Raw genomic sequence first — 23,827 nt, 5'->3', positions numbered from 1 at the left:
CCCAGGGCTCCCGGAGTCTGTCCCCGGGCTCCGAAGACCCCCGGCGCCGCGGACGGCCTCAACCCCGCCGCAGGGCCGGGTGGTCCGCCACGACCGTGCAGGACCCCGGCGCGATCTCGGTGAACCCCGCGTCGCGCACCACCGGCAGGCCGCTCGCGGTGAGCTCGTCCCACCGCGCGGGCGAGGCCGTACGCACCGTCAGCGGGAACCCGGCCTCGCGCCAGGCCGCCCGCGCCGCGTCGTCCAGCTCCCACCAGGCCAGCTGGGCGCCGTGACCGGCCTGGGCCATCGCCTTGCCCGCCGACATCTCCACATGGGGGCTCAGCCACAGCACCGGATCGGTGGGGTCGGGGGCGGGCGGCGGCTCGGGGTCGTCCAGGTCGGTGCCGGAGACCTGGAGCTTGGCCAGCTCCTTGGGCCAGCCGTCCAGCGGTACCGGCGGGAACACCCGCACTTCGGCGGCCGCCGACGGGGCCTCGCCCCCGTCCTCGTGCCCGTTTACGTCCTCGGCCGGGTACGGGCGGTCGGGTGCCCGGCCCGCGACCGTGATGCCCGGCAGCCCGGCCGCGCGCCGCCACTCCGCGCCGCGCGCCCGCCGTACGACCTTGCGGATCCGGGCGTCCTGCCAGTCCCGTACGGCCTGGGCCCACTCGCCGTCGGCGGCCGTCGCCCGCTCGTCCGACAGCAGCACCAGCACCGCGCGCGCCGCCGTCTCCAGGGCGTCCGTACGCGTCGGGGGCGCGGCCTTCTCGATCCGGACCACCAGGGGCAGGACGAACTGTGGCGCGGCGTCCCGGTCGATCTCGGCGTGCCGGAAGGGGCTGCTGCGGGCGGCGGATCCGGTGCCCTGGTGAGCGGTTGTCCGGGTGCCGGTCTCGGTGTCGGTGTCGGTGCTGGTCACGCGCCAAGTGTGCCAGGACCGCCGCCAGACCTGTCCGGGATCTTCGCGCCTCTGGCCGGGGGGGCGGTGCCGGGCGTCGCGGACCCGCGGCGATCCCAGGCCTCGCGGACCCGCGACCATCCCAGGCCTCGCGGACCCGCGGCGATCCCAGGCCTCGCGGACCCGCGGCGATTCCGCGGACCGGGCCCGGGGCCTCCCCGCGCCGAGGGCCTCCCCTCTCCCATGGCCTCCCCTCGCCGAGGGGCGCGCCTATGCTCAACCGGCATGAGACTGCGAGGAGTCGGCCGCCGCTACGGCCTGGGCGGACCCTGGGTGCTGCGGGGTGTCGACCTTGAGGTGCCGCCGGGTTCGCTGACCCGTATCCAGGGGCGCAACGGCAGCGGCAAGTCCACGCTGCTGCGGCTGCTCGCCGGGATCGACGCCCCCAGCGCGGGCCGGATCACCGGCCGCCCGCCCACCGCCTACGTCCCCGAGCGGTTCCCGGCCGAGCTGCCCTTCTCCGCCCTCGGCTACCTCACCCACCTGGGCCGGATCCACGGGCTGTCCCGCGCCGCGGCGGCGTGCGGGGCGGGGGAGTGGCTGGAGCGGTTCGGCGCGGACGGCTACGCGGGCACCCCGCTCGCCGAGCTGTCCAAGGGCACCAGCCAGAAGATCGCCGTGGCACAGGCGCTGCTGGCCGCCCCCGGCCTGCTGGTCCTGGACGAGGCGTGGACCGGCCTCGACCAGGCCGCACGCGGGGTGCTGGACACGGCGGTCGCCGAGCGCGTCGCCGACGGCGGCGCGGTCGTCTTCGTCGACCACGACCCACGCCGTCTGGCCGGGGCCCCGGACCGCGTCCTGCGCGTCGCCGAGACCCGGCTGGAGCCGGAGACCCGGCTGCAGCCGGTGGACGGCACGGTTCGGCCGGCGGCGGCGCAGGAGCAGGACGGGCCCGGCGTCGGGCCGCGGGTGCGGGTGGACGCCGAGGGACGGCCGGGGGCCGGGTTGCCCGGTGAGCTGGCGGGCGCGGTGGTGCGGGAGTACGGCCCCGCGCCCGCGCACGGGAGCGGGGCCGACGGTCCGGCGGGGCGGGGCGTACGGCTGACGGTCGAGGTCGGCGCCGCCGACTCCGACGGTCTGCTCCGCGCCCTCCTGACCGCCGACCCGCCCTGGCACATCCGGGCGGTGACGACCATCAACGACAACGACACCCAGGAGCCCGCCCAAGGGGCGAAGGAGAAGGCATGACCGCGCTGCTGCGCTATCAGGCGGCCCTGCTGGCACGCTCGCACCGCTGGCTGCCGCCGCTGCTGCTCTACGGCGCGTTCCTGGGGATCGGGGTGCAGACCGGACAGCCGATCCTCGACTCGCTCGGCTACACCGCCGCCGCGCTGCTGCCCGTCGCCGCGTGGCTGGTGCGGGTGTGCGTCACCCAGGAGCCCGCCGCGGCCCGCGACTGCGCCTCGGCGGCGGTGGGGCCGGGCCGGGTGCACCTCGCCTCGGTGCTGACCGCGCTGGGCGCGGCGCTGGTGCTCGGCACCGCCGGGACGCTGTTCGTCGCGGCGGTCAGCGATCCGTACACCGCGGATCACCTGCACGAGATCCCCGTGCCCGAGGCGACCGTCTCCGGGCTGCTCACCGCGGTCGCCTGCGCGCTGCTCGGCACGGCCGTCGGCGCGCTGTGCAACCGGCCGCTGCTGCGCCGCCCCGGCTGGGCGATCCCGGCCACGCTGCTCGCCGCCCTGCTGGTGTCGGTGGCCGGTGCCTCACCCGCGAACGCGGCCGTGTCGGGGCTGGTCGACGGCTCGCACAGCGGCACCGTGCCGATGCCCCTGCTGCCCCTGGCCCTGACCGGCGCGGCCGCCGCCGGGGCGACCGCGCTGGCCTGCGCGCTGAGCTCCCGCCGGTCGTAGGGTTCGGGTCATGGACGACCGTACGGACCTTCCCGAGGGCCCGCCGTACGCCGACTGCGTGCAGTGCGGCGAGCCCACCGAGTACCCCGCCGCGCGCCCCGGAGCGACGCTGTGCCCCGTCTGCGAATGGCAGGAGGCCCAGCGCACCGCCTGTTCGGGCTAGCGATCGTGCATCGCTCGCCCAGCGGGCCGCCCGCCGCGCGGCGCCACGAAGCTCCGCTCCGCCGGACAGGCGTTCAACGACGCCAGGGCCCCGTCACGGCGAACGTCGTGCCCGGGGTATAGCAGTTCACGTACATCGTGCGGCGGTCCGGTGCGAAGGTGACGCCCGCGAACTCACCCCACTCCGGCTCCTCCGGTGTGCCGCCCGCCGCGGTAGCGGCTGATGTCAGAGCCTGGCGGTTCCGCGCCATCGCGTAGACCTCGCCGCGCCGGGTCACCCCGAAGACATGCTGTGCGCCGTTGCCGTCCTCGCAGACCATCAGGCCGCCGCTGGGTGCGAGCGTGATGTTGTCGGGGGACTCGCCGGGGAGCTGGACATCCGTCCCGGGGCCGAAGACGATCACCAGCGTGAGGCGCCTCCGGTCGGGGTCGTAGCGCCAGATCTGGCCGAAGTGGTCGGCCGCCGAGCCGTCCGCGCTCTTGGCGAAGCTGGAGACGAAGTAGACCGACGTACCGCCCCAGTAGCACCCCTCCAGCTTCTGGGCGTGGGTGATGCCTCCCGGGCCGAAGTCCTGGAAGCGGATGGGGGTTTCGCGGGCGAGCGGGTCGGGGACGTCCACCCACTCGACGCGGTCGAAGGTGGTGCCCGGCTCCTGGATGGTGGACAGATCGGGCACCCCCGGCACCCGCAGCGCCTGCAGCTGCCCACCCGCGCGCAGCGAGCCGATGCCGCCGAGCGGCTTCTCCGGCCGGAAGCGGTAGAAGAGCCCGAAGGGTCTCTCGAAGGCGTCCTCGGTCTCGTAGACGACGCCGCTGCGCGGATCGACCGCGATGGCCTCGTGCTGGAAGCGGCCCATGGCGGTGAGGGGCACGGCGCCGGTGCGGCGGGGATCGTAGGGGTCGACCTCGAAGATGAAGCCGTGGTCCTTGGTGTAGCCGTTCGTACCGGCCCGGTCCTCGGTCTCCTCGCAGGTCAGCCAGGTGTGCCAGGGGGTGGGGCCGCCCGCGCAGTTGACCGCGGTGCCCGCGATGGCCACCCGTTCGGACAGTACGTGGTTGCCGGAGTCGAGCTCCAGGGCGGTACAGCCGCCCAGGCCCATCGGGTCGTAGGTGAGGCCGTCCACGGCGGGGACGCGGATCGTGGCGTCCTTACGGTTCTCATGGTTGCGGACCAGATGCGTACGGCCGCGGTGGCCGCCGGCGCGGCCCGGGAAGGCGGCCATGCCGTCGCAGTGGCTGGGGACCTTGCCCTCGCCGGAGCGGAGTTCATCGCCCTCGCGCGAGAGCACCCGGTAGCGGAATCCCTCCGGGAGGTCGAGCAGTCCGTCGGGGTCGGGGACCAGGGGGCCGTAGCCATCCCGGCCGAGTGGTGGGGAATCCGGTTCGGCGGCCGCGGCCGTTCCGGCGAAGAGCTCGGAGACGCTGCCGGTGAAGGCGATCGAGGCGATGGTGGCCCCCAGCGCGCCGGTGCGGCCGAGAAGCTGACGTCGTGTCGCTGACATGCGGTAACTCCCTGCTGGCGGACAGAGAAGATGACCGGATGTGTGTATCACGCGCGCGGGCGCGCGGGAACCATTCGATCAGCGATGCGCGAGAACCATCCGGTCCCGATCAGCGTGCGTACGACGCGTCGGCCAGCCCCTTCGCGTCCCGGGCCAGCGCGGTGAGCCGGGATATCGCCCGGAAGTACTTCTTCCGGTAGCCGCCGCTCAGCATCTCCTCGCTGAAGAGCCGGTCGAACGGCATCCCGGAGGCCAGCACCGGCACCTCGCGGTCGTAGAGCCGGTCGGCCAGCACCACCAGGCGCAGCGCGGTGGACTGGTCGGGCACCGGCGCGACCCCGGTCAGGCAGACGGCCTGGACGCCGTCGCACATCGCGCCGTAGCGGCTCGGGTGCACCTGGGACAGGTGGTCCAGCAGGGCGGGGAAGTCGTCCAGGGAGGCGCCGGGGACGCGGTGCGCGGCCCGGGTGACCGTCTCGTCGGAGTGTGGGGCCGGGGCCGCGGGAAGGCCGCGGTGGCGGTAGTCCTCGCCGTCGATGCGCAGCGTACGGAAGCGGGCGGACAGCCCCTGTATCTCGCGCAGGAAGTCGGCCGCGGCGAACCGGCCCTCGCCCAGCTTGCCGGGCAGCGTGTTGGACGTCGCGGCGAGGGCCACGCCCGCCTCGACCAGCTTGCCCAGCAGCGTGGAGACCAGGACGGTGTCGCCCGGGTCGTCCAGCTCGAACTCGTCGATGCACAGCAGCCGGTGCCCGCTCAGGGTCTTCACGGTCTGCTGGAAGCCGAGCGCGCCGACCAGGTTCGTCAGCTCCACGAAGGTGCCGAACGCCTTCAGCTCGGGGGCGGCCGGGGTGGCGTGCCACAGGGAGGCCAGCAGATGGGTCTTGCCGACGCCGTAGCCGCCGTCGAGGTACATCCCGCGCGGGCCGCCGTTCGCGGCGGGCTTGGCCTCCCGGCGGAACCAGCGCCTGCGGCGCCCGCCCTTCGCGTCCGCGCCGTCGCCGAGCCGTGCGGCGAAGGCTCTCAGCGCCTCGACCGCCTCGGCCTGGCTGGGCCGGCCGGGGTCGGTGATGTAGTTGTCGAAGCTCACGGTGGCGAAGCGGGGCGGCGGCACCATCTCGGCGACCAGGCGCTCCGCCGGAACCTGCGGCGCACGGGCGGTGAGGGCTGCGGGGGCTTCGGTGGCTTCGGCGGCTATGCGGCCTGCCGAGCCGGATGCGGTAGTTGGTGCGGACACGGATGTCCAGGGTAGTCGCTCTTCACCCGACCACTGTCCGAGAGGGAGGCATGTCACACTGCGGCCTATGCGACGCCTGTTCCCCGTGCCTGTCCCCGCGCCTGCCGAAACGCCCACCCAAGCACCTGCCGGAATGCCCGCCGGAACGCCTGTCGAGACGTCCGCCGCGACGCCTGCGCGCATTTCCGCCGAAACGCCCGCCGAGGACCGCGAATGGGCCCTGGGTGAACTCGCCGACGCCTATGCGTACCCGGAGCCGCCGCACGGCCCCTCCGGCGCCTGGCTGCGGGCCAACATGGTGTCCTCGCTGGACGGGGCGGCCCATCACGACGGCCGGTCGAAGCCCTTGTCCTCCGACGCGGACATGCGGATCTTCGGGGTGCTGCGCGGGCTCGCCGACGCCGTCGTCGTGGGCGCGGAGACCGTGCGCCGCGAGGGCTACCGCCCGGCGCGCGCCCGGGAGGCGTTCGCCGAGCGGCGAGCGGCGCTCGGCCAGTCGCCCGCGCCCGCGATCGCCGTCGTGAGCGCGAGCCTGGAGCTGGATTTCGCGCAGCCGCTGTTCACCGAGCCGCTGGTCCCGACGATCGTGATCACGGGCGCGACGGCCGCGGAGGAGCGGATCGAAGCGGCCCGTACGGCGGGGGCCGTGGTGGTCTTCGCCGGGGCGGGGCCGTCCGGGCGGGTGGACGCGGCGGCGATCGTGGCCGCGCTCGCGGAGCTCGGCCACACCCGGCTGCTCACCGAGGGCGGCCCCACGCTGCTGGCGGAGTTCGCGGCGGCCGGGGTGCTGGACGAGCTGTGTCTCGCGGTGGCCCCCCTGGTCACCGCGGGAGACGCGAAGCGGATCATGAACGGTCCCGTACTGGGGGAACCGGAACGCTTCACTCTCGCTTCCGTTCTGGAGGAAGCCGGGTTTCTTTTCACCCGCTACCGTCGGATTTACCAATAACTCATAAAAACGTCTGTAAACCCGCGAATGGGATCGCGAAGGAGAAGGGCATCCGCCGTGTTCACGAGCGTATTGATGATTGAGAAGCCCCTGACCCCCGCCGACGTTGAATTCGTCACCACCCTGCACGGCGATGATCCGGTCTCCTTCGTCGTCCTGATGCAACCCCGGGGCAGCAAGGACCGGCTGCTGCGCGCGATCGACGACATCGCCCTCGGCGAGCTGGAGCAGGCCGCCCAGGAGGGGGACGAGCCGGAGGGCAAGGAGGCGCTGGAGCCCGCCGAGCGGGCGCTGACCCACTCGGTGGCGGCGCTCGAGGCGGCCGGGAGCCGGGCCCGGGGCCATGTCGTCCAGCGCCGTCCGCTGGAGGTGCTGCGCGGGGTGGTGGGGGAGACCGGGGCCGATGAGGTGATCGTGCTCACCGCCCCGCACTTCGTGGAGGAGTTCTTCCACCGGGACTGGGCCTCGCGGGCGCGCCACAAGGTGGGGGTCCCGGTGCTGAAGCTCTTCGCGCACGCGGTGGACGAGGACCAGCCCTCGACCGGCGGCTGAGCCGCGGCCCGGTCGCGGCCCCGGTCCGGGCGGCCATCGGCTGAGCACCGGTCCCGACCCGGCCCCGGCCCCCGTCGGCCATCGGCGGGGCGGGCCGCCGGGGGTGCGAGAATCGGGCCGACAGCACACACCGCGAACCAGGGGAGACCCGTACATGGCACCGGCCGGCACCGCCTCCGACACGCTGGATCGACCGCACTTCATCGGCATCGGCGGCGCCGGGATGTCGGGCGTGGCGAAGGTTCTCACCATGCGCGGGGCGCGGGTCTCGGGCAGCGACACCAAGGACTCGCCGATCGTCGGGGCGCTGCGCGAGCTCGGCGCGACGGTGCACATCGGCCACGCCGCCGGGAACGTCGCCGCCGACGCCACCGGCGTCGTCGTCTCCAGCGCCATCCGCGACGACAACCTCGAGCTGGTCACGGCGCGGGAGCGCGGCATCCCGGTGGTGCACCGCTCCGACGCGCTCGCCGCGCTGATGGACGGCTCCCGGCCGATCGCGGTCGCGGGCACCCACGGCAAGACGACCACGACCTCGATGCTGGCCGTCTCGCTGCGCACCCTCGGCCTGGACCCGTCGTACGTCATCGGCGGCGATCTGGACGCGCCCGGCTCCAGCGCCCTCCACGGCGAGGGCGAGATTTTCGTCGCCGAGGCCGACGAGAGCGACCGGAGTTTTCACAAGTACGCGCCCGAGGTGGCGATCATCCTCAATGTGGAGCTCGACCACCACGCCAACTACGCCTCGATGGACGAGATCTACGAGTCGTATCAGACCTTCGTCGACCGGGTCCGGCCCGGCGGCGCGCTGGTGATCTCCGCCGACCACCCCGGCGCCCGTGAGCTGACCGCCCGGGTCGGCGGGCGCGACGGCCTGCGGGTGCTCACCTACGGCGAGGACGCGGGCGCGGACGTGAGAGTCCTGGCCATCGAGCCGCACGGGCTGACCAGCGAGGTCACCGTCCGGCTCGCGGAGTCCCTGGGCGGTGCGGAGCTCACCTTCACCGTCTCCGTCCCCGGCCGCCACTACGCGCTCAACGCGGTGGCCGCCCTCACCGCCGGTGCCGCCCTCGACGTCCCGGCCGCCGAGCTGGCCCCCGCCCTCGCCTCGTACACGGGCGTCAAGCGGCGGCTCCAGCTCAAGGGCACCGCGGCCGGGGTGCAGGTGATCGACTCCTACGCCCACCACCCCACCGAGATCGCCGCGGACCTCGAGGCGATCCGCGGCGGCGCCGGGGAGGGCCGGGTGCTGGTGGTCTTCCAGCCGCATCTGTTCAGCCGCACCCAGGAGCTGGGCACCGAGATGGGCGAGGCGCTCGCGCTCGCCGACGCCTCCGTGGTCCTGGACATCTACCCCGCCCGCGAGGACCCGGTCCCCGGCGTCACCAGCGCCCTGATCATCGACGCCGCGGCCCGCCACGGGGCGGATGTGACCGCCGAGCACGACCGGAACGCGGTGCCCGAGCTGATCGCCGGAATGACGAAGCCCGGTGACCTTGTTCTCACCATGGGCGCCGGCGATGTGACGGACCTCGGTCCGGAGATCCTCGCGCGTCTGCAGAGCCCGGAGAACTGAGGAGGTCCGTCCCCATGGCGTACGAGATCGACAAGCCGGAGGAGCAGTGGCGCGCGGAGCTGACTCCGCAGGAGTACCACGTGCTGCGGGAGGCCGGTACCGAGCGCGCCTTCACCGGTGAGTACACCGACAGCAAGGCGGTCGGCGTCTATTCCTGCCGGGCGTGCGGGGCGGAGCTGTTCCGCTCGGAGACGAAGTTCGAGAGCCACTGCGGCTGGCCGTCGTTCTACGACCCGGCGGACAGCTCGGCCGTCGAACTGATCGAGGACCGCTCGCACGGCATGGTCCGCACCGAGGTGCGGTGCACCCGCTGCGGTTCGCATCTGGGCCATGTCTTCTCGGGCGAGGGCTACCCCACCCCGACCGACCAGCGGTACTGCATCAACTCCATCTCGCTGCGGCTGACCCCCGAGGAGAGCTGAGCCCGCGGCGAGGCCCAGGCGTCTCGGCTTGAGCCTCGGGCTCCTCAGCGTGAGCCGCAGCGCAGCACGGCGGCGGTCTCGGGCGGCAGTCTCAGCATGCCGTCCGGGCCCGGCAGCTCGATCCGCCGCCAGGCGGCCACCACCTCGGTGACCTCGCCGGTCCGGGGCCCGAGCCAGGTCTTGACCGGCCGGTCGCCCGGGTTGAGCAGGACCCGCAGCGGTCCGCGCTGAAAGCTGAAGCAGCCGTCCGAACCGGAGGACAGGCCCGTGTACGACCAGGTGGGGTCGGTCAGGGCCGGTTCGGCGCGGCGCAGCGCGATCAACCGGCGGTACCAGTCGAGCAGCGCCCGGTGCGGCTCCCGCTCCGGCTCCCGCCAGTCGAGGCAGGACCGCAGCCGGGTGGCCGGGTCCTGGGGGTCGGGCACGTCCCCCGCCGCCCAGCCGTGGGCGGCGAATTCCCGGCGGCGGCCGGATCGCACCGCCTCGGCCAGCTCCGGATCCTGGTGGTCGGTGAAGTACTGCCAGGGCGTGCGGGCGCCCCACTCCTCGCCCATGAAGAGCATGGGGGTGAAGGGCGCGCACAGCACCACGGCCGCCGCGCAGGCCAGTAGCCCGGGGGAGAGCCGGGCGGAGAGCCGGTCGCCGATCGCGCGGTTGCCCACCTGATCATGGGTCTGGGCGTAGCCCAGCAGCCGGTGCGCGGGGGTGGTGTGGGTGTTCAGCGGACTGCCGTGGCGGCGGCCCCGGAACGCCGAATGGGTGCCGTCGTGGAAGAAGCCGCCCATCAGCGTCTTGACCAGGGCCCCGGGCCCCTCGGCGGCGAAGTCGGCGTAGTAGCCCTGCCGCTCACCGGTGAGGAACGTGTGCAGGGCGTGATGGAAGTCGTCGTTCCACTGTGCGTGCAGACCGTGGCCGCCCGCCTCGCGCGGGGCGGTGGTACGCGGATCGTTGAGGTCGGACTCGCCGATGAGGAACAGCGGACGGCCGGTGCGGGCGGCCAGCGCGTCCACGGCTGCCGACAGCTCGGCCAGGAAGTGCCGGGCCCGGGTGTCGCGCAGCGCGTGCACCGCGTCCAGCCGCAGCCCGTCGAGCCGGAAGTCGCGCAGCCAGGCGAGCGCGCTGCCGAGGAAGTACGCGCGGACCTCGTCGGAGCCGGGCGCGTCGAGGTTGACCGCCGCGCCCCAGGGGGTGTGGTGGGTGTCGGTGAAGTACGGGCCGAAGGCCGGGAGGTGGTTCCCGGAGGGGCCCAGGTGGTTGTGGACCACATCGAGGACCACGCCGAGGCCGTGCCCGTGCGCGGCGTCCACGAAGCGCGCCAGCCCCTCCGGCCCGCCGTACGGCTCGTGCACCGCCCAGGGCGCCACCCCGTCGTAACCCCAGCCGTGAGTCCCGGGGAACGGGCAGACGGGCATCAGCTGCACATGGGTGATGCCCAACTCGGCCAGGTGCGGCAGCTGTTCGGCCGCCGCGTCGAAGGTGCCCTCATGGGTGAAGGTGCCGATGTGCAGCTCGTAGAGGACCGCGCCCGGCAGTGGCCGCCCGAACCACTCCCGCTCCCAGCGGAAGCGGGAGTGGTCGACCACCGCGCTCAGCCCCTCCGGGCCGTCCGGCTGGCGGCGGGAGCGCGGATCGGGGAGCGGCGGGCCGTCGTCGAGCGCGAAGCCGTACCGCGTGCCGGGCCCGGCCTCGACCTCGGCCCGCCACCACCCGGCGCGGCCCGGGTCGGGCTCCATGGGGCGGTCCCGCCCGTCCACATGGAGCCCGACCCGCTCGGCGTGCGGCGCCCACACCTCGAACAGCACTGGCGTCTCCTCACCTCGACCTGACTGCGGTCCTCGACCATGCTGCGGTCCTCGACCATGCTGCGGGACGCGGCGCCGGCGGCGCAGCAGGGCGGCATCGGTCAGACGAGGTCGATGCGCTCCTGGGTGAGGGGATACCCCGCCCTGGCGAAGTGCGCGGCCATGGGGAGGTTGGGCTGGTCCGTCGCCGCCGCGATCTTCGTGGCCCCCCGTTCCACCAGATCGTGGGTGCACTCCACGAGCAGGTCGTACGCGTAGCCGTGGCCGCGCTGCTCGGCGACGACCCCTATGAAGCCCACGCACGGGCCGCTGGGGTTGTGCACGGGCACCTGGATGCCGACCAGCTCCCCCTCGGGCGTCCACGCCAGCCGCCGCCACTCGCGCGGCGACGGGCACCAGGAGAAGAAGTCCATCAGCTCCCGCACCCCGGCCTCGACCCCTCCTCGTTCGATGGCGCGCCGGTCGTGGGCGTCGAGCGAGCCCGGCATGATGCGGCGCAGCACGTCCTCGATCGCCGCGTCATCGGGCTCCGGCCGGAACTCAAGACGCCCCGGGCGTGCGGGCAGTCCGCACTCCGGCGTCCACTCATAGCGGTAGCGCTCGACCAGGGGCTCGAGCCCGCCCGCCACAGCGGCGTCGACACGGGCCTGGGCGGCGGCCCGCACCTCGGGCCGATCGCGCCAGCCGGGCGGGGCCAGCAGGCTGTACTCGGTGCGCAGCGGTGCGGTGCGCAGCAGCTCGGCGGCGGCGTCGGCCTCGCCCTCGGCGAAGTCGAACCAGTCCAGGGCGATGGGCGCGGAGTCCTCCGGCCCGGCCCACCACGCGGCGCGGGCCACGACCCGCCCCTCGCGCAGCGCCACCCAGGTCCAGTCGGGGCGGTACTCGCCGCCCTGGCCGACGGTGGCGTAGGTGTGGCCGAGGATGCCCCGGCCGACGAGCGAGGGCACGTGCAGATCATGGAACAGATGGGCGTCGCCCTCGGTGAGGGGACGGATGACCAGATCGGTCATGGAATTCCTTCCAGGAGAGTGATGCGCTCCCGGTCGGATGCCATATCGGCAGATGCCTGATCGAACGATGTGTGATCAGACGTGGGTACGCCCGGGGGACAGGGGGCGGGAGCGCGGAAACGTCGTGATGTCCATTGCTCTCGCCTCCTTCCTCGATCAAGGGCGCGCCCGCACTCTATGGGCGCCGATGTCTCCGTGTCCACGGGGTTTTCATGTCCACGGAGCTTTCGCGGGCGGGGCCGGTCTGCCGCCCGCGAGGGGGAAGGAGCGGCAGACCGGCGCGCGGAATGAGGTGCACCTGACAGATCAATGAGCGGGTCGGAGCACCTGCGTGGACCGGTGTGAAACGCAGACTAGTGCACCATGCGGATCGGTGCGGCCGTTGTGTCAGGAGAGCCGCCGCCGGCCGTATGGCCGAAGGTCTGAGTGGCGGCGCGGGAGGCCGGTGGCGGGTTGCCCGGCGGATCCGTGGGGTCGCCGCCGCTGCCCCCGCTCACTGCGGGACCGTCACCTCGCCGTTGCCGCCGTCGAAGACCACGTCGGAGCAGCTGTAGAAGGTCTCCTGGCTGTCCGAGCGCGTCCACACGGTGTAGATGATGTGGCGTCCGCTCTTACCGGAGGGCAGATTGGCCGTCCAGGTGTACTTGCCGTCGACCGTGCCGACCTGACCGGACAGCGGCGGGTTCGTCACCGTGTTGAACGGCTGGTCCTCCAGGTCGTTCCAGGTGAGCGGCTTGGTCGGGTCGATGGGGCTCTTGGTGACATAGCTGCGGAACGAGCCCGGGTGCGCTGCCCAGGCGTTGTACGAGAACTGCATCGACTTGCCGGACGTCAGATGGGTCACCGGCCAGTCCTTGCTGCCCAGGTCGAAACCGGAGAAGTCATAGACGGTGGCCGCGCCGCTGCACAGCTTGCCGTCCGGGATGAACCCCTTGGTGCGGCCCGCGCCGTCCGAGCGGAGCACCGCGAACCAGTTGTAGAACGGCGTCGCACCGCTCTTGTCGTACGCGGCCTTGCACGCCGGGTTGGTCGGCTTGACCTCACCGGTCGAGGACAGGCTGTACTTCCAGCAGAGATAGGTGCGGCTGCCAGGTGCCAACGGTGCGCCATGGGCGGAAGCGCTGCTTCCGGAGAAGAAGACAAGGCCCAGGGCGGGCAGGACCGAGAGCAGGACCAGCAGTGCGGACCGGCGCGCGCGGGAGCGGACCGGCGGGTGTCCGGAGGGGGCGAGAGCCAATGATCGTCGAGGCATTGCGCGTACTTTCCCTTCGACGTGAACGGGTCAGGAACCGTCGGTGTGGGAGCGCTCCCAATTCCTTGGTGAACGTAGCGCGCCCCCGGGCAGCTGTAAATGCTTCAGGACGTGAAGGCGCAGGCTTTCTGCCGGGCCGTCAGGCGAACTGCCGGACGGGGCCGTTCCGGTGGACCCGGACGGGCTGATCCGGTGGCCTCCCACGGGCTGTTCCGATGGGCCCGTCAGTTCCGGACCAGCAGCGCCACCGGAAGCCGGGACAGCAGTTCGTCCAGCACTGCCGAACCCTCGGCGGTCCGCCCGGTCAGCAGGTCCCGCCAGCGGCCCGGTGGCAGCGGCAGCCGGGTGGAGCCCCAGCCGCCCGCCTCCCCCAGCCGCCGCGACAGCCGCGTGACCACGGTGACGGCGCCGCCGGGTGTGCCGTCCGTCCCGTCCGTGCCCTCTGTCCGTAAGAAGGCCACGCAGTGCTCGGCAGACGTACCGGAGGCGAGCAGCGGCGTATACGTACTCCCGGGGCCGAACCACCCCGGACGCTCCCGTCGCAGGTTCAGTGCCGCCCGGGTGAGCAGCAGCTTTTCGGCCGACGGGCCGTCCGTCGGCTCGCCGCCCAGCTCGGGCGGGCGGCGGTTGTCCGGGTCGACCAGGGCCGTATAGACGTGTTCGGTGCCCATATAGAGGTCGGGAACGCCCGGCATGGTGAGCTGGAGCAGGGCGGCGCCGAGCGCGTTGGCCCGCGCCGGACCGTCGAGTTCGGCGCCGATCGCGGCCCACACCGACGGGCCGGCCGCGCAGGGCCCGGCCTCCAGGAAGGCGGTCACTTCCGCTTCGTACGCCGCGTTCTGCTCCGTCCACGTCGTCCGCAGCCCCGCCTCGCGCACCGCCTTGAGCACGGCCGGGACCAGCCGTTCCGCGTCCCCCTGACCCAGCGCGAGCGCGGTCTGCCAGGCGGTCCAGGCCAGATGGGGATCGGGGGCGGGGGCCGAGCGGGTCAGCTCCTCGACCGTCCGCCCCCACCAGTCCGGGCATTCGGTGAGCGCCGCGAGCCGGGCCCGGGCGTCGGCACTGCGCTTGGTGTCGTGCGTGGAGAGCACCGTGCCGGTGGCGGGCCAGTCCCTCGAGCGCCGGGCCGCGAAGGCGTGGAACTCCTCCGGCGCCACGGCCGGTCGCCCCGGATCGCCGCCCACCTCGGCGGCCGACAGCAGCGGGGCGTAGCGGTAGAAGGCGGTGTCCTCGACCGACTTGGCACGCAGCGCGGCCGCCGTCTGGGCCAAGCGGGCGCAGAAGTCGCGGTGGTCCGGGCCATCCCCGAGCCCGCCCAGCGCGGCGTCCCGCACCACCCGCACCACCTGGGCCTCCTGCGCCACGGTGAACGCCTCCCGGGCGTCCGCCGCCGCCGAGCGCAGCATCACCGCGTCGGCGTCCGTCGCGGGCGGGCCGCCCACGGAGGCGTACGGACGGTAGACCGGCAGCCGCACCAGCAGCTCCCGGATCGCCGTGCGCAGCGCCCAGGGCGCGTGATCGCGCAGCCGGGGATCGGCCGCGCAGATGCGGGAGGCGGTGCGGGTCAGCCGCTCCACCTCGGCGGCCAGCTCATGCGTGACCACCTCATGGGCGGCGCGGCGGACCGTGGCGGCCCAGTCGCCGCCCAGGTCGGCCGGGGGAGCGGCGAAGGCGCGGTAGAGGGCGGTCAGCTTCTCCAGACCGTCCGGGTCGAGGAAGAGCCCGTCGATGTGGTGCAGCGCGTCATAGCCGGTGGTCCCGGCGACCGGCCAGGTGGCGGGCAGCCGCTCGTCCCGGGCGAGGATCTTCTCGACGACGGTCCAGCGGGCGCCGCCGCCGTCCGGTGCGGCCCGCCGCCCGCCGCCGCCCTCCCCGTCTCCCGTCGCCGCCCGCACCGCACGGTCCAGCCGCCGCAGATAGCCCTCCGGGTCGGCAAGCCCGTCCGGATGGTCGATCCGCAGCCCGTCCACGACCCCGTCCCGCACCAGCTCCAGCAGCGTGGCATGGGTCGCGTCGAACACCTCCGGATCCTCCACCCGCACGGCGATCAGCTCGGAGATGGTGAAGAAGCGCCGGTAGTTGAGCTCGGTGCGGGCCAGCCGCCACCAGCCGAGCCGGTACCACTGGGCGTCCAGCAGCCCGGCGAGCGGCAGCCCCTCGGTGCCGGGTCGCAGCGGGAAGGCGTGGTCGTAGTAGCGCAGCGTCCCGTCCTCGATCCGCAGCCGGTCCCACTCCTGGCCGAGCGGACCGCCGAGCACCGGCAGCAGCACCTTGCCGCCGTGGGCCCGCCAGTCGATGTCGAACCACCGCGCGTACGGCGACTCCGGCCCCTCCCGCAGCACCTCCCACAGCGGGGCGTTGAGCCGCTCGGGGGCGGGGGCGGCCATATGGTTCGGCACGATGTCGACGATCAGCCCGAGGCCGTGCGCCCACGCCGTACGGGCGAGCGCGCGCAGCCCCTCCTCACCGCCCAGTTCGGCCCGGACGGCGGAGTGGTCCACCACGTCATAGCCGTGGGTGGAACCGGGCACCGCCTCCAGCACGGGGGACAGATGCAGATGGGAGACGCCGAGCGAGGCCAGATACGGCACCGCTCGCTCCGCCGCCGCGAAGGGGAAGGCGGGCTGGAGCTGGAGGCGATAGGTGGCGGTGGGTGTGCCGGGGTCAGCCGTCATATGAACGTACGTACCCACCCGGCACGCCCCACCAGAGCTCCGCGCACCCGAACGGACGCGCCGGACACCCCGCAGGCGGGCGCTGGACCTGAGCGGACCTCTTGGCTCAGGTGGGCCCCGGACCTGAGCGGACCCCTTGGCTCAGGCGGGCCCCGGACCTGAGCGGACCCCCGCCCCTAGGCCGGCCGTTGCAGCACCATCAGGCTGCGGTCCACCAGGGTCAGCCGGTCGCCCGCCGCCACCTTCGGCCCGCTGCCCGGCTCCACGCCCTCCGGCACCGCCGTGTCCACGATGAGCTGCCACTGCTTGCCATGGTCGATGGGCACGACGAAGTCCAGTGGCTCGTGGTGGGCGTTGAACAGCAGCAGGAACGAGTCGTCGGTGATCCGCTCCCCGCGCGCCCCCGGTTCGGAGATCGCGCTGCCGTTGAGGAAGACCGCGAGGGACTTGGCGTGCGCCGCCTGCCAGTCGCGTGGGGTCATCTCCTCTCCCTCATGGGTGAACCAGGCGATGTCCGACAGCTCGTCATGAGTGCCCTCCACCGGCCGGCCGTGGAAGAAGCGGCGGCGCCGGAAGACGGGGTGGTCGCGGCGCAGCCACACCAGCGAGCGGGCGAAGCGCAGCAGCTCCAGGGCCGAGCGGTCCTCCCACTCGCCGTCCTGCCCCTTGGCGTGATCCGGCCAGCGCACCCAGGACACCTCGTTGTCCTGGCAGTACGCGTTGTTGTTGCCGCCCTGGGTGCGTCCGAACTCATCGCCGTGGCTGAGCATCGGCACGCCCTGGGAGAGCATCAGGGTGGCGATGAAGTTGCGCATCTGGCGCTCGCGCAGCGTCCGCACCGCCGGATCGTCGGTCTCGCCCTCGACGCCGCAGTTCCAGGACCGGTTGTAGCTCTCGCCGTCCTGGTTGGACTCGCCGTTGGCCTCGTTGTGCTTCTCGTCGTAGCTCACCAGGTCGCGCAGGGTGAAGCCATCATGGCAGGTGACGAAGTTGACCGAGGCCAGCGGGCGCCGCCCGTCGCCCTGGTAGAGGTCGGAGGAGCCGGTCAGCCGGGAGGCGAACTCGGCCAGCGTTCTCGGCTCACCGCGCCACAGATCCCGCACGGTGTCCCGGAACTTGCCGTTCCATTCGGTCCACAGGGGCGGGAAGTTGCCGACCTGATAGCCGCCCTCGCCGACGTCCCAGGGCTCGGCGATCAGCTTCACCTGGCTCACCACCGGATCCTGCTGGACCAGGTCGAAGAACGACGACAGCCGGTCCACCTCGTGGAACTGCCGGGCCAGCGTCGCCGCCAGATCGAAGCGGAAGCCGTCCACATGCATCTCGGTCACCCAGTAGCGCAGCGAGTCCATGATCAGCTGGAGCACGTGCGGGGACCGCATCAGCAGGGAGTTCCCGGTGCCGGTGGTGTCCATGTAGTACCGGCGGTCCTCGGTCAGCCGGTAGTACGAGGCGTTGTCCAGGCCCCGGAAGGAGAGCGTGGGGCCCAGGTGGTTGCCCTCGGCCGTGTGGTTGTAGACCACGTCCAGGATGACCTCGATGCCCGCCTGGTGCAGCGCCCGGACGGCCGACTTGAACTCCAGCACCTGCTGGCCCCGGTCGCCCCAGGAGGCGTAGGCGTTGTGCGGGGCGAAGAAGCCGATGGTGTTGTAGCCCCAGTAGTTGGCCATCCCCGCGTCGGCCAGCCGGTGGTCGTGGACGAACTGGTGTACGGGCATCAGTTCCAGTGTGGTGACGCCCAGCTCGGTCAGGTGTTCGATGATCGCCGGATGGGCGAGCGCCGCGTAGGTCCCGCGCAGCTCCTCCGGCAGCCGGGGATGGCGCATGGTCAGCCCCTTGACATGCGCCTCGTAGATGACCACGCGGTGGTAGTCGGTGCGGGGCGGGCGGTCGTCGCCCCAGTCGAAGTACGGATTGACCACCACCGACGCCATGGTGTGCGGGGCGGAGTCGAGGTCATTGCGCTTGTCGGGCCGCCCGAAGTGGTAGCCGTAGACCTCCTCGCCCCAGTCGATCCGCCCGCTGATCGCCTTGGCGTACGGATCCAGCAGCAGCTTGGCGGAATTGCAGCGGTGGCCGAGCTCCGGTTCGTACGGGCCGTGGGCCCGGAAGCCGTAGCGCTGCCCCGGCATGATCCCCGGCAGATAGGCGTGGCGGACGAACGCGTCGGACTCCCGCAGCTCGACCGCCGTCTCCGAGCCGTCGTCGTGCAGGAGGCACAGCTCGATGCGGACGGCGGCCTCGGAGAACACCGCGAAGTTGGTTCCGGCGCCGTCGTAGGTGGCGCCAAGGGGATAAGCCTGTCCCGGCCAGACCTGCATACGTCGACTCTTCCACTTCTTCTCCGGGGGCCGCGAGCACCCCGGGCACCGGACGGAACATGACCGACCATGCATCCTTTCCCAACTCACCGGAGCCATCCGCTCTTTCGACAGAACTTCCTCAAAAGTGAGGCAACCTACGGCCATATCGGTTCGTCCTACCGGGTGACCTGGCGCATACGCGTATCCCGCTATGCGGTCTGATAAGACGACAGAGTGGGTTGGGGGAGGATGTGCGCAAGGTGATGCACCGCCACCTGGGCAAGGTGGTGGCCGGAGCGGCCGTGGCGATCACCGCCACGGCGGTCATGGTCGGGGTGACGCTCCCGGGGAGCGCGTCCGGCGAGGAGGGTTCGGGTGGGGGACCCCAGAGCTCCTCGGCGGAGCAGGGCCAGGCGGCCCGGCAGCAGCAGCCCGGAGTGGTGGAAGAGGCGCCCGAGCAGGGCAGGACCGGCAGCGGCCGCGATCCGCTGACCGACGACGAGATGAAGCGCGCCCAGAGCCTCGCGGCCGGGCGTGACTTCCGCATGAGCAGCGAGGACGTCAAGGGCGCCAAGGGCCCCGAGCGGCTCTCCACCGACCTCGCCGAGCTGAGCCCCGACGAGGTGGGGGCAGCCGACCCGCCGCGCCGCGCCGAGGTGACGTACTACGACTACAAGGACGACACCTACGTCACCAAGACGGTCGACCTCGGCAGCGGCAAGGTCACCGGCACCGACACCCAGCGCGGGGTGCAGCCGCCGCCCAACCGCGACGAGGTGATGGAGGCCGCGCGGCTGCTGATGGCCGACAAGCTGGGCGAGGGGCTGAAGAAGGACTTCAAGGACGCCACCGGCAAGGCGCTGACCCGCCCGGACCAGCTGACCGTCACCGGCTTCGTCTACCGCGCGGGCGAGGGCAGCAACCCCGGTCCGGCCTCGGTCCAGGACTGCGGCAAGCACCGCTGCGTACGGCTGTTCACCCGGGTGGTGAACGGTCCCTGGATCGACGCCCGGCAGATGGTGGTCGACCTGAGCGCCCACAGGGTCACCAAGCTGGGCTGACCGACGACGGCTGACGGCCGACGGCTGACGGCCGAAGCGCCCGGCACCGGCGCTTCGCACACCCCTCGACGCTTCACTACAGGAGTCTCCCCATGCCTGACAGCAGGCTCCGCCGCGCCCGTGCCCGGGTCGCGGCGGCCATCGGCGCCTCGGCGCTGCTCGGCACCGTGGCGATCGCCGCCGGGCCGGTCGGCACCGCCCAGGCGGCCCCGCGGACCGCTGCCGCGGCGGATTGCAGCGCCCCGTACAGAATCGAGCAGAAGCTCGACGGCGGCACCGTCTGGCGGATGTGCTGGCACTACGAGAGCAAGGCCGGGCTGGTGCTCGACGACGTCTCGTACCAGCCGAAGGGCGAAAGTGCCCCGATCAAGGTGCTGACCTCGGCGAAGCTGGGCCAGATCCATGTGCCCTACGACGACGGCAGCAATGAGTACGACGACCTCACCGGGCAGGACTTCGCCCAGGGGCTGCAGCAGCTGGATCCGGCCGAGTGCCCCGGCGGCACCATCAAGACCGTACGGGTGCCCGACGCCTGGGACCCCGATCACCCGAATGTGAAGGGGCTGTGCGCCACCACCCGGGCCCGCGGCCACGCCTACCGCATGGGCGAGGGCGGCTTCGGGGCGGGCAGTGAGAACAAGGTCTACCAGCTCCAGGGCAAGGACCTGCTGCTCTACACCGTCAACCAGGTCGGCTGGTACGAGTACATCACCGAGTGGCGGTTCGCCGGTGACGGCACCATGACCATGCAGGTCGGCGCCACCGGCACGCTCTCCCCGATGGACTACGACGCGGGCGACGGCCGCGGCTGGCCCATCGGCAAGGGTGCCAAGGACTACGCCACCAGCCATGCGCACAACGTGTTCTGGCGGCTGAACTTCGGGCTGGACGGCTCGCCCAAGAGCAAGGTCGAGCAGTACGACTCCAAGACCACCGCGGCCTCCGGGCGGATCCCGAAGACCAGGACCACCCGCACCTCGGTCGGCAAGGAGCTGGCCGGTGACGCGGCGGCGGCGCGCTGGTGGCGCGTGGTCAGCACGGCGGGAAAGAACAAGGACGGCCATCCGCGCAGCTACGAGATCGTTCCCGGCCACACCACCAAGTACCAGGGACGTAGTTTCACCAAACACGACGTCTACTTCACCGAGTACAACAAGTGTGAGCAGTTCGCCAGCAACAATCTGCGCAATTGCGGCGCCGGTGCCGGTAAGAGCGTCGAAAAGTGGGTCAACGGACAGACCCTCAAGCACCCCATCGTGTGGGTCAACATCGGGTTCCATCACATCGCCCGGGATGAGGACCAGGAGCCCATGCCGCTGCACTGGCAGGGCTTCCAGCTCTCCCCGCGCGACGTCACCGCTATGAATCCCCTCACGCCGCCTGCACTGTCCGGACACAACGGCCATACAGAAGAGGAACGTTGACCTGATAGGCAGGACCTGAGTGTCGCACCGCCCCCGCCAGCGCAGTAGTCTGCGGTGATCGTTGGACGGGGGCGGAAGGCGGTGCACAGGTGAGCTCGGGCGGGCTGGAGCTGCCCCCCGGTGACGGAGGTCCCGGGGGTGACGGCTCCACCGACGCACCTCCCGGCGCGGTGTCCCTGGTGCGGCCGATGGAGATCGGAGCGGAACTGGACTGGGGCGCCGAAGCCTGGAGCGAGGTACGCACACGCGCACGCCGGGCCGGGCGGGCCTATATCTGGCTCAACCTCGTGGAACAGCGGCTGCGCGCCGTCGTCAGCGCCGTACTGCGGCCCATCTACGAACCGGTCCACGGCGAGGACTGGGTCATCGCCGCGGCCGGCCCCGCCGGGCAGGAGTGGGTGCAGCGGGCGGTCGCCGTACGGGAGGTCAGCCGGCGCAAGGGCTATCTGCTCGACCCGGCCGACGACAATGTCGTCAGCTTCCTGACCCTGCCGCAGCTGCGGGAGCTCCTCGTCCAGCACTGGCCGTGCTTCGAGCCGTACCTCGACGACCGCCGCGAGGTGGAGCTGGCCCTGGACGAGCTGGAGGTCTCCCGCAATGTGGTCTCCCGCAACCGCGCCCTGTCCGAGACGGTCCTCGCCCAGGCCGAGCGGGCCTCCGCCCGGCTGCTGGAGATCCTCGGCAGCGGCACCGGCTCCCCCTCCGCCGACCGGCTGCCCATCGACGCCGTCGAGGACCTCGTCGGCGACCGCTACGCCGATGTGGTCGGCGTCCATTCCGACCGGGTGCGACTCCAGCGCCAGCTGCCCGCCGAGGATCTCTTCGGGAACGCCCGCCGCCTCGACGCCGTCGGCATCGGACTCAACCTCCTGGTCCAGAACTACTCGGGCCGCCGGCTGGTCCGGCTGGCCGAATCCGGCTGCCGGGCCCGGCTGCTCTTCCTCAACCCGGCGAGCAGCGCGGTGCGGCGGCGGGAGCGCGAACTGGGCCTGAAGAAGGGCGAGATGAGCCGCTCGGTGGAGATGAACATCCTCCATATGCGGCGGGTGCGCGCCCGGCTGCGGGACCCGGACGCGTTCGAGATCCATGTCTTCGACGAGACGCCCCGCTTCACCGCCTACCTGGTCAACGGCGACGGCGCGGACGGCCTCGCCGTCGTCCAGTCGTATCTGCGCAAGGCCCGGGGCATGGAGGCCCCGGTCCTGGTGCTGCGCGGCGGCGGACGGGGCCGCGAGGTCGTCCGCGAGGGTGCGGCCGAGGAGGGCGAGGGCGGGCTCTTCGGCACCTACCGCGAGGAGTTCGAGAGCGTCTGGGCGGACTCCCGGCCGGTGTCCTGAACTGTGAGGAAGGGGCGGGGAGGGGAACAGCCCGCCGCAGGCGTACGCGTACCGCCGGACACCCTCAGGAGCCGGTGCCCTGGTACGAGCCTGAGTCCTGGTGCGGCGGCCGCAGGGCGCGGGCGGCCCAGCGGCCGTCGGTGCGGCTGATGTGCACCGGGTGGTCGAAGCACTTGGTGATGTGGTCCGTGGTCACCACCTCGTCCACCGCGCCCGACGCCAGGCACTCCCCGGTGCGCAGCAGCATGGCGTGGGTGGTGCTGGCGGGCAGCTCCTCCAGGTGGTGGGTGACCAGGACCGTGGCCAGTTCGGGGTGGTCCCGGCGCAGGGTGTCCAGGCTCTCCAGCAGCTGCTCACGGGCGGCCAGATCCAGACCGGTGGCCGGTTCGTCGAGCAGCAGCAGCCGGGGGAGTGGCATCAGCGCACGGGCGATCAGTACCCGGCCGCGCTGACCCTGCGACAGGGTCGGCCAGCGCGCGTCCAGCTTCCCGCCCATGCCCAGGGTGGTCAGCAGCCGATCGGCCCGGTCGCGCTGGTCGGGGCCGGGGCGGTGGCGGGGGACCGGCTCCACGGTGTTGGTCAGCCCGGTGAGCACCACGTCCCGCACCCGCAGCGGGGAGCGCAGCGGATGACGGGGATCCACATGGCCCACGAACGACCGCAGTTCCCGCAGATCCACCCGCCCCAGCGTGCGGCCGAGGACCTCCACCGTGCCGCGTGTGGGGTGCACCAGCGCGCCCGCCAGGCTGAGCAGGGTGGACTTGCCCGCACCGTTGGAGCCGAGCAGCGCCCAGTGCTCGCCCTGGTGGACGGTGAGCGAGATCGAGCGCAGCAGCGGGGTGCCGTCGCGCACCACATCCACCTCGCGCAGCCTGAGTACGGGGACGGCCGGGGCGGTCACGGGGCCGCCACCTCCTTTTCGCTGTTGTCGCTTTCGAGTTCGCTTGTGTCGCTGTCGCTGTCGCTGTCGCTGTCGCTGTGGCTGTCGCTGTGGCTGTCGCTGTGGCTGTCGCTGTGGCTGTCCCCGTCTCCGTTGCCGTCGCCGTCGAAGAGCTCCATGACGGCCTCGAGGTGGGAGACCGTGGCCGCGATCGCGGCGTCGGCGTCCCCGCGCGCCAGGGCGTCCAGCAGCTCGGCGTGGGCGCACGACACATCGGGCAGGGCGGGCTCGTGGCTGACCATCTCCACCAGCGCCTCGCGCAGCACCGGCAGGACGGAGGTGAACAGGCCGAGCAGCACCGCGTTCCCGGACAGCTCCACCACGGTCCGGTGGAAGGCCAGATCGGCGTCCACGAAGGCGGCCGGATCGCCTCCGGCCCGCTCCTCGCGCAGCGCGAGGTGGTCCCGCAGCCGCTCGATGTCCTCGGGGCGGATGCGCCCGGCGGCCAGCCGGGCGGCCTCGACATCGAGGGCGCGGCGCACCTCGTACACCTCCCGCAGCCGGGCCCGGCGCAGCAGCCGCCGCATATCTCCCTCCCCGGCGGGGGCCGGGGGCCGCGCGGCGTAGGTGCCCGAGCCGTGGCGCACCTCGACCAGCCCGTCATGGGCCAGCAGGCGTACGGCCTCCCGCACCGAGGAGCGGCCGACGCCCAGTTCGGCGGCGAGTGCCATCTCGTTGGGCAGCCGCTCACCGGGCCGCCAGCGGCCCTCGTCGAGCATCGCGCGCAGGGCGCTCTCGACCCGTGGCACCACGGGTCCGTGCCGCAAGCGTGCCGTCTCCGCCGCCACCGCGCCGCCTCTCCCTGAACGATCAACCGAGGACGGCGGGGACTC

20 protein-coding genes are annotated in these 23,827 nt (G+C 72.6%); 10 read left to right on the top strand and 10 right to left on the bottom strand.

All coding sequences use genetic code 11. The features are described 5' to 3' along the window. Positions 1-58: 58 nt before the first annotated feature. The gene (locus ACMTAK_RS14755; protein ID WP_413812891.1) at positions 59-802 is read right to left on the bottom strand and encodes a peptidyl-tRNA hydrolase; all 744 of its coding nucleotides are present in this window, start codon (positions 800-802) and stop codon (positions 59-61) included. A gap of 363 nt (positions 803-1,165) precedes the next feature. Here ACMTAK_RS14755 and ACMTAK_RS14750 point away from each other — a divergent pair, with 363 nt between their 5' ends. From ACMTAK_RS14750 to ACMTAK_RS14740, 3 genes are read left to right on the top strand one after another with little or no spacing between them, the layout of a single operon-like run. Continuing rightward, a complete protein-coding gene (locus tag ACMTAK_RS14750; RefSeq protein WP_413806670.1) occupies positions 1,166-2,128 on the top strand; it encodes an ABC transporter ATP-binding protein in 963 nt (320 codons plus the stop codon). Then, on the top strand, positions 2,125-2,793 hold the full coding sequence (locus ACMTAK_RS14745) for an ABC transporter (protein WP_413806669.1): 669 nt from the start codon (positions 2,125-2,127) through the stop codon (positions 2,791-2,793). Before ACMTAK_RS14750 ends, ACMTAK_RS14745 begins: the two co-directional genes overlap by 4 nt. Before the next feature lie 10 nt (positions 2,794-2,803). Further along, on the top strand, positions 2,804-2,956 hold the full coding sequence (locus ACMTAK_RS14740) for a hypothetical protein (protein ID WP_167442760.1): 153 nt from the start codon (positions 2,804-2,806) through the stop codon (positions 2,954-2,956). A 73-nt stretch (positions 2,957-3,029) separates the two neighbouring features. On the opposite strand, the gene ACMTAK_RS14735 is transcribed toward ACMTAK_RS14740, so the two are convergent. Together ACMTAK_RS14735 and zapE are read right to left on the bottom strand one after the other, a co-directional pair. After that, the gene (locus ACMTAK_RS14735) at positions 3,030-4,457 is read right to left on the bottom strand and encodes a PhoX family protein (protein WP_413806668.1); all 1,428 of its coding nucleotides are present in this window, start codon (positions 4,455-4,457) and stop codon (positions 3,030-3,032) included. A 109-nt stretch (positions 4,458-4,566) separates the two neighbouring features. Beyond that, the gene (zapE, locus tag ACMTAK_RS14730; RefSeq protein WP_413806667.1) at positions 4,567-5,691 is read right to left on the bottom strand and encodes a cell division protein ZapE; all 1,125 of its coding nucleotides are present in this window, start codon (positions 5,689-5,691) and stop codon (positions 4,567-4,569) included. Positions 5,692-5,758: 67 nt separating this feature from the next. Here zapE and ACMTAK_RS14725 point away from each other — a divergent pair, with 67 nt between their 5' ends. From ACMTAK_RS14725 to msrB, 4 genes are all read left to right on the top strand, one after another. Beyond that, positions 5,759-6,640, top strand: a complete 882-nt coding sequence (locus tag ACMTAK_RS14725) for a pyrimidine reductase family protein (protein ID WP_413806666.1) — start codon at positions 5,759-5,761, stop codon at positions 6,638-6,640. A 75-nt stretch (positions 6,641-6,715) separates the two neighbouring features. Continuing rightward, positions 6,716-7,192 (top strand): indole-3-glycerol phosphate synthase, encoded by a 477-nt coding sequence (locus ACMTAK_RS14720; protein WP_413806665.1) that lies wholly within the window; start codon positions 6,716-6,718, stop codon positions 7,190-7,192. A 154-nt stretch (positions 7,193-7,346) separates the two neighbouring features. Next, on the top strand, positions 7,347-8,768 hold the full coding sequence (gene murC / locus ACMTAK_RS14715; protein WP_413806664.1) for a UDP-N-acetylmuramate--L-alanine ligase: 1,422 nt from the start codon (positions 7,347-7,349) through the stop codon (positions 8,766-8,768). A gap of 14 nt (positions 8,769-8,782) precedes the next feature. Next, entirely contained in the window at positions 8,783-9,190 is a 408-nt protein-coding gene (msrB, locus tag ACMTAK_RS14710; RefSeq protein WP_262699380.1) for a peptide-methionine (R)-S-oxide reductase MsrB, read from the top strand. A gap of 44 nt (positions 9,191-9,234) precedes the next feature. Here msrB and treZ read toward each other — a convergent pair whose 3' ends face one another. The 5 genes from treZ to glgX all read right to left on the bottom strand — a co-directional run bounded on the left by treZ (position 9,235) and on the right by glgX (position 18,250). Further along, positions 9,235-10,992, bottom strand: a complete 1,758-nt coding sequence (treZ, locus tag ACMTAK_RS14705) for a malto-oligosyltrehalose trehalohydrolase (RefSeq protein ID WP_413806663.1) — start codon at positions 10,990-10,992, stop codon at positions 9,235-9,237. 101 nt (positions 10,993-11,093) lie between these two features. Next, positions 11,094-12,002: a GNAT family N-acetyltransferase gene (locus ACMTAK_RS14700; RefSeq protein ID WP_413806662.1), complete on the bottom strand. Its 909-nt coding sequence runs from the start codon at positions 12,000-12,002 to the stop codon at positions 11,094-11,096. A gap of 493 nt (positions 12,003-12,495) precedes the next feature. After that, complete coding sequence (locus ACMTAK_RS14695; RefSeq protein WP_413806661.1) at positions 12,496-13,254, bottom strand: lytic polysaccharide monooxygenase auxiliary activity family 9 protein; 759 nt, start codon at positions 13,252-13,254, stop codon at positions 12,496-12,498. Between the two features lie 224 nt (positions 13,255-13,478). After that, positions 13,479-15,929 (bottom strand): malto-oligosyltrehalose synthase, encoded by a 2,451-nt coding sequence (gene treY / locus ACMTAK_RS14690; protein WP_413806660.1) that lies wholly within the window; start codon positions 15,927-15,929, stop codon positions 13,479-13,481. Positions 15,930-16,105: 176 nt separating this feature from the next. Further along, the gene (gene glgX / locus ACMTAK_RS14685; RefSeq protein ID WP_413806659.1) at positions 16,106-18,250 is read right to left on the bottom strand and encodes a glycogen debranching protein GlgX; all 2,145 of its coding nucleotides are present in this window, start codon (positions 18,248-18,250) and stop codon (positions 16,106-16,108) included. Positions 18,251-18,495: 245 nt separating this feature from the next. On the opposite strand from glgX, the gene ACMTAK_RS14680 reads away from it, so the two are divergent. From ACMTAK_RS14680 to ACMTAK_RS14670, 3 genes are all read left to right on the top strand, one after another. Continuing rightward, the gene (locus ACMTAK_RS14680) at positions 18,496-19,293 is read left to right on the top strand and encodes a Tat pathway signal sequence domain protein (RefSeq protein ID WP_413812890.1); all 798 of its coding nucleotides are present in this window, start codon (positions 18,496-18,498) and stop codon (positions 19,291-19,293) included. A 92-nt stretch (positions 19,294-19,385) separates the two neighbouring features. Then, entirely contained in the window at positions 19,386-20,717 is a 1,332-nt protein-coding gene (locus ACMTAK_RS14675) for a copper amine oxidase (RefSeq protein WP_413806658.1), read from the top strand. Positions 20,718-20,806: 89 nt separating this feature from the next. Then, a complete protein-coding gene (locus ACMTAK_RS14670) occupies positions 20,807-22,054 on the top strand; it encodes an SAV2148 family HEPN domain-containing protein (RefSeq protein WP_413103700.1) in 1,248 nt (415 codons plus the stop codon). A gap of 64 nt (positions 22,055-22,118) precedes the next feature. Here ACMTAK_RS14670 and ACMTAK_RS14665 read toward each other — a convergent pair whose 3' ends face one another. Together ACMTAK_RS14665 and ACMTAK_RS14660 are read right to left on the bottom strand one after the other, a co-directional pair. Beyond that, the gene (locus ACMTAK_RS14665) at positions 22,119-22,955 is read right to left on the bottom strand and encodes an ABC transporter ATP-binding protein (RefSeq protein WP_413806657.1); all 837 of its coding nucleotides are present in this window, start codon (positions 22,953-22,955) and stop codon (positions 22,119-22,121) included. Beyond that, positions 22,952-23,761 (bottom strand): FadR/GntR family transcriptional regulator, encoded by an 810-nt coding sequence (locus ACMTAK_RS14660; protein ID WP_413806656.1) that lies wholly within the window; start codon positions 23,759-23,761, stop codon positions 22,952-22,954. Before ACMTAK_RS14660 ends, ACMTAK_RS14665 begins: the two co-directional genes overlap by 4 nt. Between the last annotated feature and the right edge of the window lie 66 nt (positions 23,762-23,827).

The sequence above is a fragment of the Streptomyces lacaronensis genome, assembly GCF_047337785.1.
Lineage (GTDB): Bacteria > Actinomycetota > Actinomycetes > Streptomycetales > Streptomycetaceae > Streptomyces > Streptomyces lycopersici.
Note: the sequence above shows the minus strand (reverse complement) of the source record. Positions and strands in the feature narration are given on the sequence as shown.